This window comes from Micrococcus sp. GbtcB5 (assembly GCF_019091605.1).
GTDB lineage: Bacteria > Actinomycetota > Actinomycetes > Actinomycetales > Micrococcaceae > Micrococcus > Micrococcus luteus.
In genome coordinates this window covers 1-13,705 of sequence record NZ_JAGXJK010000021.1, presented here as the reverse complement: position 1 = coordinate 13,705, position 13,705 = coordinate 1, and the positions used below count along the sequence as shown (strand labels likewise).

Below are 13,705 nucleotides of genomic sequence, written 5' to 3'. Positions count from 1 at the left end.
ACCTTGATGAGAAAGGCGGAGGCAATGCCTCAGAACCCCACCCCTGCCCGGCGCCGTCGGGCCCTGGCCGCGGCCGTCGCCGGCGCGAGCCTCGTGGCCGCTCCCGCGCTCGCGGTGTCGGCCACCGCCGTCGAACTGCCCGACGGCAGCACCGTCTCCAGCCCGCAGGGCGAGGTGCAGGTCCAGCAGCAGTTTGAGGACGGCCGCTACTTCGTGGTCCTGAAGGACCAGCCGTCGGTGACCGCCCCCGAGGCCGGCGCCGTTCCGGGCGCCGCCCCGAAGGCGAAGTTCGACCCCTCGCACCCGCGAGTGAAGAACTACGAGGCCAAGCTCCAGCGCCAGCAGGCGAAGGTCGCGAAGACCCACGGCGCCAAGGCCGAGATCTCCTTCCAGCGCGCCGTGAACGCGTTCGTCGCCGAGCTGACCGCCGAGGAGGCCCAGGCGATCGCGAAGGACCCGGCCGTGCTCGGCGTCGCACCGGACGAGCAGGTGGCCCCGGACTACAGCTCCACCGAATTCCTCGGCCTGCCCGGCAAGAAGGGCACCTGGAAGTCCGTGTACGGCAAGGCCGAGAACGCGGGCAAGGGCGTGGTGGTCGGCGTCATCGACTCCGGCATCCACCCGGACAACCCGTTCATCGACGGTCAGCCCGTCCAGCCGCTCAAGGGCAAGGCCAAGGTCGGCGTGCCGTACCGCACCGCGGACGGCCAGATCGCCGTGCTCAAGGCGGACGGCACCACCGCCACGGCCGAGTGCGAGACCGGCCCGGACTTCCCGGCGTCGTCGTGCGACTCCAAGCTGATCGGCGCCTACGCCTTCTCCGACGACTTCGAGCGCTTCGTCCCGGTGGACGAGCGGGCCCCGGAGGAGCGCATCTCCCCGCTGGGCGTGTTCTCCCACGGCACCCACGTGGCCACCACCATCCTCGGCAACACCGGGGTGGAGCAGACCATCGACGACGACTCCTTCGGCGAGGGCGCGGGCGTGGCCCCGGCCGCCCACCTGATCTCCTACAAGATCTGCTGGGAGGACACCGACCCGAACACCGGCGGCTGCTACACCTCCGCCTCCGTGGCCGCCATCGAGCAGGCCATCGAGAACAACGTGGACGTGCTGAACTACTCGATCTCCGGCTCCAACACCTCGATCGTGGACCCGGTGGCCATGGCCTTCAAGTCCGCCGCCGAGGCCGGCATCTTTGTGGCCGCCTCCGGCGGCAACTCCGGCCCCGGCCCGAACACCGTGAACCACGGCTCCCCGTGGCTGACCACCGTGGCCGCGGAGACGTTCTCCAACGAGCTCACCGCCACCGTGCAGTTCTCCGACGGCACGCAGCTCCGGGGCGCCTCCTCGGCCCGCACCGGCGTGGGCCCGGCCGAGGTCATCCACGCGTCCGAGGTCGCCGCCGGCGACGCCGAGGCCGCGCGTCTCTGCCTGCCCGGCGGGCTCACCGAGGAGGCCGCCGGCAAGATCGTGCTCTGCGAGCGCGGCGGGAACGCCCGCACCGAGAAGTCGCAGGTGGTGGAGGAGGCCGGCGGCGTCGGCATGATCCTCGTGAACACCCCGTCCGGCTCGCTGGACGCGGACATCCACGCGGTGCCGACCGTGCACATGAACGACAACGGCGTGATCGAGAAGGTGAAGTCCTCCGACCTCACCGCCACGATCGTCCCGGGCGACACCACCGGCCTGCCGGAGGACCCGCTGCCCCAGATCGCCGGCTTCTCCTCCCGCGGCCCGGCCAACGCCGTGAACCAGGAGCTCCTGAAGCCCGACCTCGCCGCCCCCGGTGTGAACGTGATCGCCGGCGTCTCCCCGCTGGACCCCGACTACCACGGCAACACGTTCGGCCTGATGTCCGGCACGTCCATGGCCTCGCCGAACCTGGCCGGCATGGCCACGCTGCTGATCGGCAAGTACCCGGCCTGGTCCCCGATGGCCGTGAAGTCCGCCCTCATGACCACCGCCGGCGACGTGTACAACGCCGACGGCACCGTGAACACGGACAACTTCGCCACGGGCGCCGGCTCCGCCGATCCGGCCGCCGCCGCCCGCCCGGGCCTGGTCTACGAGTCCGGCAAGGAGCAGTGGGACGCGCTGCTGCGCGGCGACATCGCCGGCCGTGACGTGAACGTCCCGTCCCTGGCGATCCCCGACGTCGTCGGCTCGGCCACCGTGACCCGCACCGTGACCGCCCGGGAGAACGGCCGCTGGCAGTTCTCCGCGAACGTGCCCGGCTTCGAGGTGACCGCCTCCCCGGCCGTGCTGGACCTGAAGGCCGGTCAGTCCGCCGACGTCGAGCTGACCGTCACCCGCACCGACGCCGCGGTGAACACCTGGACCCACGGCTCCATGTCCTGGACCACCGCCAAGGGCAAGGCCGTCCCGGAGGTGACCTCCCCGGTCACCGTGAAGGCGAAGTCCGCGACCGTCACCTCCGCCGTCGAGGGCTCCGGCGCCACCGGCTCCGCCGACGTGGAGATCACCCCCGGCGTGACCGGTGAGCTGACCCCGCAGGTCCTGGGCCTGGGCAAGGTGGACTCCACCGTGGCCGCCGCCACCGCGAGCAACTCGCTCGAGTCCAGCGCACTGGCCGTGTCCACGGTGACCGTGGAGGAGGGCACCAAGTCCCTGGTGGCCTCGATCAACGCGGGCGCCGCCGGCGCCGACTGGGACCTGTACGTGATCACCCCCGAGGGCAAGCAGCTCTCCCGGGCGACCGCGGACGAATCCGAGACGCTGACGATCGCCGACCCCGCCCCGGGCGCCTACACCGTGGTCGGCCACCTGTACGCGGCCAACGGCGGCAAGGACACCGGCACCCTCGAGACGCTCAAGCTGCGCGAGGACGCGGGCAACCTCACGGTCTCCCCGAACCCGGTCCCCGTGACCTCGGGCAAGGCCACCGAGGCGACCCTCTCCTGGTCCGGCCTGACCTCGGGCACCTGGAAGGGCCTCGTCACCTGGGACGCGGGCATCACGACCGACGTGACCGTCCAGGTCCCGTGACCGCCCACCCCCTCCGTCCTCGCTGACGGAGCGGGAGGAACCGCCCGCACGACGCCGGCCCCGCACCTTCATGCTGAAGGTGCGGGGCCGGCGTCGTGGTGGGTGGGGCAGGGGCGGATGCGGCGTCAGCGGCCGGTGCCGCCGTAGACCGTGGCCTCCTCCTCGGCGTCGAGACCGAAGGCGGCGTGCACGGCGCGGACGGCGTCGTCGAGCTTGCTCTCGGCGGTGACCACGGAGATGCGGATCTCCGAGGTGGAGATGAGGTCCACGTTCACGCCGGCGTCGGCGAGGGCCTTGAAGAAGGTGGCGGAGACGCCCGGGTTGGAGCGCATGCCCGCGCCGATCAGCGAGAGCTTGCCGATCTCCGGGTCCGAGACGATGTCCTGGAAGCCGATCCGGTCCTGGGCGGCGCGCAGGGCGGCCATGGCGTCCTTGCCCTCCACGATCGGCAGGGTGAAGGAGATGTCCGTGCGGCCCGAGCCCTCGCGGGAGATGTTCTGCACGATCATGTCGATGTTCACGTTGGACACGGCGATCACGCGGAAGATCTCGGCGGCCTTGCCGGGCACGTCGGGGACGCCGACGATCGTGACCTTGCCCTCGGAGCGGTCGTGGGCGACGCCGGAGACGATGGGCTGTTCCATGGGAGCGCCTTCCTGAAGGGTGATGGTGTCGTTCGGGTCGGGCATGATCCAGGTGCCCTCGTGGTCGGTGAAGGAGGAGCGCACGTGCAGCGGCACGCCGAAGCGGCGCGCGTACTCCACGGAGCGCAGGTGCAGCACCTTGGATCCGGAGGCCGCCATCTCGAGGGTCTCCTCGGAGGAGAGCTCGGTGAGCTTGCGGGCGGTCGGCACGACGCGCGGGTCGGCAGAGTAGACGCCGTCCACGTCCGTGTAGATCTCGCACACGTCCGCGCCGAGCGCGGCGGCGAGGGCGACGGCCGTGGTGTCCGAGCCGCCGCGGCCCATGGTGGTGATGTCCTTGGACTCGGGGCTCATGCCCTGGAACCCGGCCACGATGGCCACGCGGCCGGCGTCGAGGGCCTCCTGCACGCGGTGGGGGTTGACCTTGACGATCCGGGCCCGGCCGTACGAGGTGTCCGTCAGCATGCCGGCCTGGGAGCCGGTGTAGGAGCGGGCTTCGACGCCCTCGGCGTGGATCGCCATCGCCAGCAGGGACATGGAGATGCGCTCGCCGGCCGAGAGCAGGATGTCCATCTCGCGCGCGGGCGCGTCCTGCGTGAGCTCGGCGGCGAGGTCGAGCAGCTCGTCCGTGGTGTCGCCCATGGCCGAGACCACGACGCACACGCGGTTCCCGGCCCGGACCGTGTCCGCGACGCGGCGGGCCACGCGCTGGATGCCGGCGGCGTCGGCCACGGAGGAGCCGCCGAACTTCTGGACGATGAGACTCATGGGTCGCTCCGGACGGGGTCGAGGGTCGGTTCGGGCCAAGTCTAGGGGCGCGCACCCGCGCGGGTCCGCCAGGTGAACCCCTGTTCCGGATGCTGGACCCGGCGCCCGCGGCCGGCCGGGACGACGGCGCCCGCGGCCCCGCCTGCGACCCCGGTCGGGCTGGGATCGGCGCCGGGATCATCCCCCGGGTGGATCCGCGTCCGAGCACGGCCCGGCAAGGATGGGGCCATGACCGCTCCAGCACCCCCGCCCGCCTCACCCGTCCTGGGGGCGGCCGCCCACGACGGGATCGTGGCCCACGGCCTCGCCCGCTCGTTCGGCGCCGTCCATGCGGTGCGGGACGTCTCCCTCACCGTGCCCGCCGGCTCCGTGACGGCCCTCGTCGGCCCGAACGGCTCGGGCAAGACCACGCTCCTGCTGATCCTGGCCACCCTGCTGCGCCCGGACGCCGGCGCCGTGTCCGTGGCCGGGGTGGACGCGGTGCGCGAGCCCGTCGAGGCCCGGCGGCGGCTCGGCTGGATGCCCGACACCCTGGGCGTGTGGGAGGAGCTGACCTGCCACGACATCCTCTCCAGCCTGGGCCGGCTCTACGGCATGGGAAAGGCGGAGGCGTCGGCGCGCGCGGACGAGCAGCTCGCGTGGGTCGAGCTCACGGAGTTCGCCCACCGGCCCGCCCGCGTGCTCTCCCGCGGCCAGCAGCAGCGCCTGTCCCTGGCTCGGGCCACCGTGCACCGGCCCTCCGTCCTGCTCCTGGACGAACCCGCCAACGGCCTCGACCCGGCCGCCCGCATCCGGCTGCGGGACGACCTGCGCGCCATGGCCGCAGCCGGCACCGCTGTGCTCGTCTCCTCCCACGTGCTCGCCGAGCTCGAGGAGATGTCCGATCGCGCCGTGTTCCTCCGTGAGGGCGCCACGGTGGCCACCCAGGAGTTCCGCGCCACCGACGACCTCGCCCGCCCCTACCGGATCGCCGGGCCCGACCCGACGGCCCGGGACACCCTCGTCCGCGCCCTCGAGACCCGCGGCCTGACCGTCACCGCGGCCACCGGCGCCGGCGCGGGCCAGCGCCGGGACGGCGTCGTGGTGCAGCTGCGGGGTGAGGCCGCCGCGGCCGCGCTGCTCGCGGACCTCGTGCGCGAGGGTGTGCTCGTCAGCCACTTCGCCCCGGAGGGCTCCCGCCTCGAGAACGCCTACCTGGGCCTCCATCTGGAGGGCCCCCGCACCGAAGGAGACCGGCCGTGAGCACCGCCGTCGCGACCTCGATCCACGACCGCCGCCCGCCGCAGCCGCAGCCAGGGGGACGCCTCGGTGCGGCCCAGGCCGTGGCCACCGTGGTGGGCATGGAACTGCGTCAGCGGCTGCGCTCGCGCGGCTGGTACGTGCTGTTGGGCGTCTTCTTCGTGGTGGTGGGGGCGGTGACCCTCGGCGCCCTCGGGCTGCGAAGCCTGGGCGTGACGGAGATGGAGGCGTCCGGCCTGGAGCCGGAGCTGGCGGAGCAGCAGATGCGCGCCCTGGGGCGGACGCTCTTCGACGGCGTCCTGCTCTTCGTTCTCACCCTCTCGCTGCTGGTCTCGCCCGCCCTGGCGGCCAACGCGATCTCGGGCGACCGTGCCGGCGGCACGCTGGCCATCACCCAGGTCACGCTGCTGCGGACCGGGCACCTGATGGCGGGCAAGTGGCTGGCCGCGTGGATCGCCTCCGCCGCGTTCCTCGCGGCGGCGCTGCCGTGGCTGGCGGTCGCGGCCGTGGTGGGGCGCGTGTCCCCGTGGGCCGTGCTGGTGGGGCTCGTGATGATCCTCGTGGAGTTCGGCATGATCGCGGGGATCGGCGTGGCCGTCTCGGCGATCGCCGGGCGCACGCTGTTCGCCGTCGTGGTGACGTACCTGATCGTGGCGGCGCTGACGATCGGCACCCTGGTGGCCTTCGGGCTGTCCCTGCAGTTCCTGCAGACCGAGGTGCGGGCCAACGACGCCGAGTTCGGCTCCATGACGGCGGAGCCGTTCACCGAGGCGGAGCTCGAGAAGATGACCCCGGAGGAGGCGGATCAGGCCTGGGCCGAGTGGGAGGCGGCGAACCCGGAGCTGTTCGACGGGATCGCCGACCGGTGCGTCGGCCCGGTGACCACCCGGACGATCCCCGACCCGCGGCGCAGCGGATGGCTGCTCGCGGCGAACCCCTACGCCGTCCTCGCGGATGCGTCCCCCTGGGAGGGCGGGCTCGTCGAGGACGGGACCTGGGCGGAGCCCGGGCCGCTCAACCTGCTGTCCGTGGGCCTGCGCTGGACCCAGCGTGACCCCGTTCGGGACGTCGAGTGCCTCGACGGCGAGCTGCGCGGTCTCGACCAGAGCGGCGTGCCGGACCGGCAGGGCACCTGGCCGGTGTGGCCGCTCGGTCTGGCGATGCAGGGTGTGCTGGTGGCCGGGCTGGGTTGGTGGGGCCACCGTCGCCTGGACACCCCGGCCGGGCGGCTGCCCGCCGGCACGCGAGTGGCCTGAGCCGGGCCGGCGTCGGGCGGGACCTGCTCGACGCCGGCCGGTGTCAGCCGCTGATCAGGCGGCGTCCTTCGAAGGCACGGCCGAGGGTGACCTCGTCCGCGTACTCGAGGTCCCCGCCGACGGGCAGACCGGAGGCCAGGCGCGTGACGCGGATGCCCGTGGCGCCGAGGAGCCGGCCGAGGTAGGTGGCCGTGGCCTCGCCCTCGAGGTTGGGATCCGTGGCGAGGATGACCTCCTGCACGGCCTCGTCCTGCAGCCGGGTGAGCAGCTCGCGGACGTGCAGCTGCTCGGGGCCGATGCCGGCGATCGGATTGATGGCCCCGCCGAGCACGTGGTAGCGGCCCTGGAAGGCGCGGGTGCGCTCCATGGCCATGACGTCCTGCGACTCCTCGACCACGCAGATCTGGGAGCGGTCCCGGCGCTCATCCCGGCAGAGCGAGCACACCTCGTCCTCGGAGACGTTGAAGCAGACCGAGCACAGTCGCACCCTGTCCTTGACCGTGCGGATGGCGTCCGCGAGCCGCAGCATGTCCTCCCGGTCCGCCTCCAGCATGTGGAAGGCGATCCGCTGGGCGGACTTCGGCCCGATGCCCGGCAGGCGGCCGAGCTCGTCGATCAGGTCCTGCACCGCGCCCTGGTACATCCGTCTCCCTCGTCCGATGGTGCGTCTCGTGGGGCGTGCGCCCCGACGGGGCGCCGTGGTCCGGCGCCCCGTCCATCATGCCCGCGGCCCCGGACGGCGTACGGGCGCGTTCGCCTCAGGCGTCGTTGGGGCGTTCCTCGAGCAGACGACCGCCGAGCACCCGCTCGACGACGGCCCGGCCCACGAGGCCCGAGTCCTCGAGCGGGACGTCGTCGTCGCTGGCGACCTCGTCCTCCCACCCCACACCGGATGTCGCCGGGGCGGCGGGGCCGGTGTCGGCGGGCCGGGCCGGGCCGCGGCCCTGGGCGGCCTCACGGGCGGCGCGGATGGCCGCGGCCCGCGCGTCCAACGACGGCGGCGCCGAGGCTCCCCCGGCGGGCTCGGCGTCGGCGGGGCGTGCCCCGAGCGAGGCCGCGCTCGGTCGGCCCCCGGCGGGAGAGCCCGGCGTGGCGTCCGGGTCGGGGCCACCGGGGGCGCCGGGGCCGCCCGTCCCGCCGCTGGAGCCCGCATTCACCGGAGGCTCGAGGGGCCCACCGGCCCGCAGCCGCTCCATGAGCCGCGGGTACATGCTCGCCGGATGGCCCGAACCCGGGAAGTCCGCCCCGCCCGGGCCGGCAGCCGCGCGCGGCGCGGCGTCCGCGTCGTCGGCGGGCACGCCCGGATCGGGGGTCGCGTCGGCCGTGGGCGCACCCGTGGGGCGCCGCTGCTCGTCCGAGGACGGGCCGGCGCCCGAGGCGGCCGGGTGGGGATCGCGTCGCTCCGTGGCCGCTGCGTCGTCGTCCGGGGCGGGCGACGGCGTGGCAGGCCGGGCGGAGTCACCGTCCGCGGCCGCGCCCGCGCCGTCGTCGAAGCCGGCGGGACGGGTCGCGCCGAAGCGCTTCGCGAACTCCGCGCGCAGCTCCGCCTCCGGACGGGCGAACACGGGGATCGAGTGCTCCTCCTCGCGGACCAGCGGCCCCGGGTCGTAGGCCCGACGGACCTCCTCGGCGCTCGGCTCGCTCTCGTCGGGGGCCGGGGCGTCGGGCCGGACCGGGGAGTCCTGGCCGGCGTCCGGCGCGGCGCCGCCGGGGGCCGGTGCGGCCTGCGGCGGCGCCCCCCAGTCCTCGACCGACGGCACGGGACCGTCCCAGCCGGGTGCGCCGACGGGCCGCTCCTCGGCGTCGCGGGCAGGCGGGGTCCAGCCCTCGGGGCCGTCCGAGTCGTCCTGCTCCGCGTCCGGGTCGAACGCGGGCAGCGAGTCCCACGGGTCCTCCTCGGGCGGGGGAGCGTCGTCCCAGGCGGGCGGCTCCTCATCCGGGCCGCCCCAGCCGTCCGCCGGCGGGGCGGGGGCGGGCGTCGTCGACGACGTCGGCGTCGGCCCCCAGGAGGTGGCGGGAGCCGCGGGCGTCCAGGCGGGGGACGGCTCCGGCGTCTGACGCTGCTGTGTGGCCCGGGGCGGAGCCGCCGGCGGCGCCGGGTCGTCCTCCGCGGTGGAGGGTGCGGCGGAGCGCGGCGGGGCGGGGCGGGAGGACTCCGGCTCGCGCGGGGCCTGCCCCGGTGCCGGAGCGGGTCGGTTCGGCTGCGCCGCCGCCGGTCGGTCGGGCCGGCTCTGCTGCGGGGCCGGACGTTCAGGCCGGTCCGTCCGCGCCGGGCTGGCCGGGCGGGCGCCGGACTGTGCGCGGGCCTCCCCGGTCGGCGCGTCCCCACCGAGGATCAGGTCGAGCCGCGGGCGGATGCCGAGCACCTGGTGGACGGCCTCGCCGAGCACGCGGTCGCCGCCCCGGCCGAGCAGCGACTGGCGGGGTCCGTCCTGCTGGAAGCCGATCGTCAGCAACGAGCCGTCGTAGCCCGCGACGCTCGCGTTGTCCTTCACCAGCATCCACACCAGGCGTGAGGCGTCCTCGAGGGCCGCGAGGATGTCCGGCCAGGCCCGGCGGATCATCTCCACCTGGCTCGCTGCCGGGGCGGGCGTGGGGCTCGACGGCGCGGCCGTCTCCTCCGGCCCGTGGGCGGGGGCCGGCGCGGCACCGGTGCGGTCCTGGGCCTGGGGCCGGCCCTCGGGGCGGCCCTCAGGCTCGGCGCGGCTCCCGGCCTCCGGGCGGCGCGTGTCCCCGGAACGGGCCCCGACCTCAGCCGGTTCGGGCCGCTTGGGCTGCGGCGGCTGCTGCGGACGTTCGGACCCCGTTGCCCCGGCGGCCGCGTCCCCCTCCGGCGCCTCTGCCACGGACTGCGGGGCAGGCGGCGTCCAGCGCTCCGGCGGGGCGGTGGGCGCCGTCGGCGCGGGCTCCTCCGGCCGCCGCATGGCGGCCCGGGCGAGCGCGGCACCGGTCAGAGGGCCGGAGCCGTCCGCGTCCCCGGCCGATCCGCCGCCGTCCTTGGCGGGCGTGCCGGACCGGGCCGGCGTCGTCGTGCCCTCCGGGGCGCCGTCCTCGACGGGCGCGGCGCCACCGAGCTCCAGGCGCCGTTCGAGGGCCTCGAGGCGGGCGGCCAGGCCGCGGTGCGTCTCGTCCGAGGCGGGCAGCAGCAGGCGCGCCATGAGCAGCTCGAGGTGCAGGCGGGGACTGGTGGCCCCCACCATGTCCGTCAGCGCGAGGTTGGTGATGTCCGCGAGGCGGGAGAGCTCCGCGCGGGAGAGCTGCGCGGCCTGCGCCGACAGACGCCGCACCTGGTCCTCCGGCATGCCGTGCAGGATCGCCCCGGCCTCCTCCGGCAGGGCACGGGCGATCACGAGGTCGCGGAAGCGGTCCAGCAGGTCCTCGACGAAGCGGCGCGGGTCCTGGCCGGACTGCACCACGCGGTCCACCACGCGGAACACGGTGGGGGTGTCGTCCGCGGCGACGGCGTCGATCACGTCGTCCAGCAGGGCTTCCGGGGTGAAGCCGAGCAGGCTCACCGCGAGCTCGTAGGAGACCTGGCCCTCCTGGGCACCCGCGATCAGCTGGTCCAGCACGGAGAGCGTGTCACGCACCGAGCCCGTGCCGGCGCGCACCACGAGCGGCAGCACGCCCTTCTCCACGGACACGCCCTCCTCCGCGCACAGCTGCTCGAGGTAGGCGATGAGCGGCTCCGGCGGCACGAGCCGGAACGGGTAGTGATGGGTGCGGGAGCGGATGGTCCCGATGACCTTCTCCGGCTCCGTGGTGGCGAAGATGAACTTCAGGTGCTCCGGCGGCTCCTCCACGATCTTGAGCAGCGCGTTGAAGCCCGCCGCGGTGACCATGTGCGCCTCGTCGATGATGAGGATCTTGTAGCGGTCCCGGACCGGGGCGAACGTGGCCCGCTCGCGCAGGCCGCGGGCGTCCTCCACACCGCCGTGCGAGGCCGCGTCGATCTCCAGCACGTCCAGCGAGCCCGGCCCGCCGGTGGCCAGGTCCCGGCACGAGTCGCACTCGCCGCACGGCGTGGGCGTGGGGCCTTGGGCGCAGTTCAGGCAGCGCGCGAGGATGCGGGCGGACGTGGTCTTGCCGCAGCCGCGCGGGCCGGAGAAGAGGTAGGCGTGGTTCACGCGGTCCTTCGCCAGTGCGGTGCGCAGCGGGACCGTGACATGGTCCTGCCCGATCACGTCCTCGAAACGGTCCGGGCGGTAGCGGCGGTACAGGGCGGTGCTCACCCTCGAAAGCCTATCCGGCGGGCGGACGGGCTAAGGGAGCCGGGGAATGCGCCCACCCACCGGCCCGTTCCCTGGCCCATGACCACCACGCACATGCACACCGACGCCGAGGACACGATCCACCCCACGCAGCCGGCCCCGGACGCGGGACCGCTGAGTCAGGCCGAGATCGACCGCCTCTTCGCGGACCGCCACACGACGCAGCTCTTCTCGGACGAGCCCGTCGACCTCGCGCTGATCGAGCGGGCCTACGCGGACCTCCGCTGGGCTCCGACCGCCATGAACAACCAGCCGCTGCGGCTCGACGTCGTGGACAGCCCCGAGGCCCGCGCCCGCCTGGCTCCGCTGATGATCGAGTTCAACCGGGAGAAGACGGAGCGCGCCCCGCTCACGCTGATCGCCTCCTACGACCTCGACTGGCACCGCCACATGGGCCACCTCGCCCCGTTCCGGGAGGGCTTCGAGGAGGATGCCGAGGGCAAGCCGGGCATGCGCGAGGGGATGGGGCGCACGAACGCGCTCATCCAGGTGGGCTACCTGCTCGTGGCCCTGCGCGCGCACGGGCTCGAGGTCGGCCCCATGGCCGGGTTCGACGCTGCCGCCGTGGACGCCGAGTTCCATGCGGACCGTGCGTGGAAGTCCCTCCTGGTGATCAACGTGGGCCACGCCGCCGCAGACGACGAGAAGGCGCAGCAGCCCCGCCAGGGCCGCCTCGACTTCGACCAGGCCGCCCAGGTCCTCTGACCGGGGCCGGGCCTGCGGCGGACCAGGGCGCCGGCCCGCTCAGAGCCCGGTGAACACCCACGGATCACGCGGCAGGGCGGCCGGGTCGAACGCGGGCACGGCGGCCGCCAGCGGTCCCGCGGGCAGGCCGAGGGACTCCAGCAGCCGGTCCCGCACCCGCTCGGGGGTCCACGCCGGGTCCTGCGCGGCGAGGTCCTCGAGGGTCACGGCGCCGTCCCGCTTGGCCAGCCGCCGCCCCTCCGCGTTCAGCACGAGCGGCACGTGCAGGTACTCCACCGCAGGCGTCGGCTCCCCGCGCGCGGCACACAGCGCCCCGGCCAGCCAGCGCTGGCGCGGGGCCGAGTCGAGCAGGTCGTCCCCGCGGACCACCTGGTCCACGCCCTGCGCCAGGTCGTCCACGACGACGGCCAGGTTGTACGCGTACGCCCCGTCGTTCCGGCGCAGCACCAGGTCGTCGACCAGGCCCGTGACCTCGCCGTGCAGCACGTCCACGGCGGTGGCGCGGGGGATCTCGCCCGCCGGCAGGCCAGCGACCTTCGCCGCGTCGATCCGCAGGGCGGCGGGGCGCACCCGCCGTCGCTCGGCCCGCTCGGCCTCGGTCAGGCCACGGCAGGTGCCCGGATAGAAGCCGGGCGGACGCAGCGGCACGGCGCCGCCGGAGGCGGGGGCGCCGTCGTCGGGTCTGGGGTGCGGGGCCGACGTCGCCTCGGCGATGTCCTTGCGCGAGCAGAAGCACTCGTAGACCGCGTCCGTGCCGTGCGCGGCGCGCAGGGCGGCCACGGCGGCGTCGTACAGGGCGGTGCGCTCGGACTGGCGCACCGGCTCGGCGTCCCAATCCAGCCCGACGGCGGCCAGGTCCGCCCGCTGCCCGGCCTCGGCCCCGGAGCGGACGCGGTCCAGGTCCTCGACCCGCAGCAGGAAGGCGCGGTCCGTGGCGCGCGCGGCGAGCCACGCGACGAGCGCAGTGCGCAGGTTGCCCAGGTGCAGGGCTCCCGTGGGGGAGGGGGCGTAGCGTCCGGCGGGCATGGGATCTCCTGGGGAAAGTGAAGACCCCTCACGCACCTGCCAGAGCCCACCTACCCTTGCTACCTTCCGGTCCTGGGGGAGTTCAGCGAGATGACACCACGTGAGGGGCCGCCCATGACTCTACCAGGGTGGCGGTGGGCGGGGCGATTCGGGCCACGGTGAGACCCGGACCGGGCCCTCGCCTCCCGCGGGGGATTGGCGCGGCCCAGGACGATCTGGTTATGATGGAGCCTGCCCTCGCGCGGTCCGCCGCATGAGGGCGCACCAAGGAGGATTCGCCTAGCGGCCTATGGCGCACGCCTGGAACGCGTGTTGGGTTAACAGCCCTCGGGGGTTCAAATCCCCCATCCTCCGCGGGCAAGCCCCGGGACCCCAGTGGTTCCGGGGCTTTTCGCATGTCTAGGCCGATTCTGGCGGGTGGGCCATCGTTCATACGTACCCACAAGGGCTCACGATGTGACACTATTCCTGTCATATAGCTGTCACGACAGGATGGGGGCCGACATGGCCGGCAAGCGGCTGCCGCGGGGAATCGACCGACTCCCGGCCGGCACCTACCGGGCGCGGCTGACGGTGGACAACATCGTCCACACCATCGGCACGTTCCGGACCATCGGGGACGCCCGGGCTGCCCTGGACATCGCCCGCGCCGAGAAAGCCCGCGGCACGTTCATTCCGCCGGCCATCCGCCGCGAGCGCCTGAAGGCCGAACAGGCCGGCCGCCGGGCACAGGCTGACGTGGACGCCCGCACTGTGCGCGAGCTGGCCGAGGCGTGGCTGGCATGGC

The 13,705-nt window shown here is 74.5% G+C and carries 8 protein-coding genes, 1 tRNA gene, 1 other RNA gene and 1 pseudogene; 6 read left to right on the top strand and 5 right to left on the bottom strand.

Translation table 11 applies throughout. The features are described 5' to 3' along the window. Positions 1–24 precede the first annotated feature (24 nt). Positions 25–3,009 carry a S8 family serine peptidase gene (locus KVS67_RS08835; RefSeq protein WP_217565267.1) on the top strand — a complete coding sequence of 995 codons (2,985 nt, stop codon included), beginning with the start codon at positions 25–27 and terminating at the stop codon, positions 3,007–3,009. 125 nt (positions 3,010–3,134) lie between these two features. On the opposite strand, the gene KVS67_RS08830 is transcribed toward KVS67_RS08835, so the two are convergent. Beyond that, positions 3,135–4,421, bottom strand: a complete 1,287-nt coding sequence (locus KVS67_RS08830; protein ID WP_217565266.1) for an aspartate kinase — start codon at positions 4,419–4,421, stop codon at positions 3,135–3,137. A 228-nt stretch (positions 4,422–4,649) separates the two neighbouring features. Between KVS67_RS08830 and KVS67_RS08825 the strand changes: the two genes are divergently transcribed. Both KVS67_RS08825 and KVS67_RS08820 read left to right on the top strand, forming a co-directional pair. Further along, positions 4,650–5,663, top strand: coding sequence for an ABC transporter ATP-binding protein (locus KVS67_RS08825; RefSeq protein WP_217565265.1), 1,014 nt, complete (start codon positions 4,650–4,652; stop codon positions 5,661–5,663). Further along, positions 5,660–6,916, top strand: coding sequence for an ABC transporter permease (locus tag KVS67_RS08820; RefSeq protein ID WP_159227888.1), 1,257 nt, complete (start codon positions 5,660–5,662; stop codon positions 6,914–6,916). The genes KVS67_RS08825 and KVS67_RS08820 overlap by 4 nt, the downstream gene beginning before the upstream one ends. Positions 6,917–6,959: 43 nt before the next feature. Here the strand turns inward: KVS67_RS08820 and recR are convergent, their stop codons facing one another. Beyond that, positions 6,960–7,559, bottom strand: coding sequence for a recombination mediator RecR (recR, locus tag KVS67_RS08815; protein ID WP_002856659.1), 600 nt, complete (start codon positions 7,557–7,559; stop codon positions 6,960–6,962). A 115-nt stretch (positions 7,560–7,674) separates the two neighbouring features. Beyond that, a complete protein-coding gene (locus KVS67_RS08810) occupies positions 7,675–11,148 on the bottom strand; it encodes a DNA polymerase III subunit gamma and tau (RefSeq protein WP_217565264.1) in 3,474 nt (1,157 codons plus the stop codon). A 78-nt stretch (positions 11,149–11,226) separates the two neighbouring features. On the opposite strand from KVS67_RS08810, the gene KVS67_RS08805 reads away from it, so the two are divergent. Further along, positions 11,227–11,892 (top strand): malonic semialdehyde reductase, encoded by a 666-nt coding sequence (locus tag KVS67_RS08805; RefSeq protein ID WP_049146682.1) that lies wholly within the window; start codon positions 11,227–11,229, stop codon positions 11,890–11,892. A gap of 39 nt (positions 11,893–11,931) precedes the next feature. Here the strand turns inward: KVS67_RS08805 and gluQRS are convergent, their stop codons facing one another. Further along, on the bottom strand, positions 11,932–12,918 hold the full coding sequence (gluQRS, locus tag KVS67_RS08800) for a tRNA glutamyl-Q(34) synthetase GluQRS (RefSeq protein WP_135101697.1): 987 nt from the start codon (positions 12,916–12,918) through the stop codon (positions 11,932–11,934). 16 nt (positions 12,919–12,934) lie between these two features. Next, positions 12,935–13,031, bottom strand: an RNA gene (ffs, locus tag KVS67_RS08795) — signal recognition particle sRNA small type. Between the two features lie 155 nt (positions 13,032–13,186). Here ffs and KVS67_RS08790 point away from each other — a divergent pair. After that, a tRNA-Ser gene (locus tag KVS67_RS08790) sits at positions 13,187–13,272 on the top strand. Positions 13,273–13,422: 150 nt separating this feature from the next. Then, positions 13,423–13,705, top strand: a pseudogene (locus tag KVS67_RS08785) (hypothetical protein); the annotation flags it as partial.

Coding starts and splice junctions, on each gene's coding strand:
- KVS67_RS08825 (WP_217565265.1), top strand. CDS start 4,650: ATGACCGCTCCAGCACCCCCGCCCGCCTCACCCGTCCTGGGGGCGGCC.
- recR (WP_002856659.1), bottom strand. CDS start 7,559: ATGTACCAGGGCGCGGTGCAGGACCTGATCGACGAGCTCGGCCGCCTG.
- KVS67_RS08830 (WP_217565266.1), bottom strand. CDS start 4,421: ATGAGTCTCATCGTCCAGAAGTTCGGCGGCTCCTCCGTGGCCGACGCC.
- gluQRS (WP_135101697.1), bottom strand. CDS start 12,918: ATGCCCGCCGGACGCTACGCCCCCTCCCCCACGGGAGCCCTGCACCTG.
- KVS67_RS08805 (WP_049146682.1), top strand. CDS start 11,227: ATGACCACCACGCACATGCACACCGACGCCGAGGACACGATCCACCCC.
- KVS67_RS08835 (WP_217565267.1), top strand. CDS start 25: ATGCCTCAGAACCCCACCCCTGCCCGGCGCCGTCGGGCCCTGGCCGCG.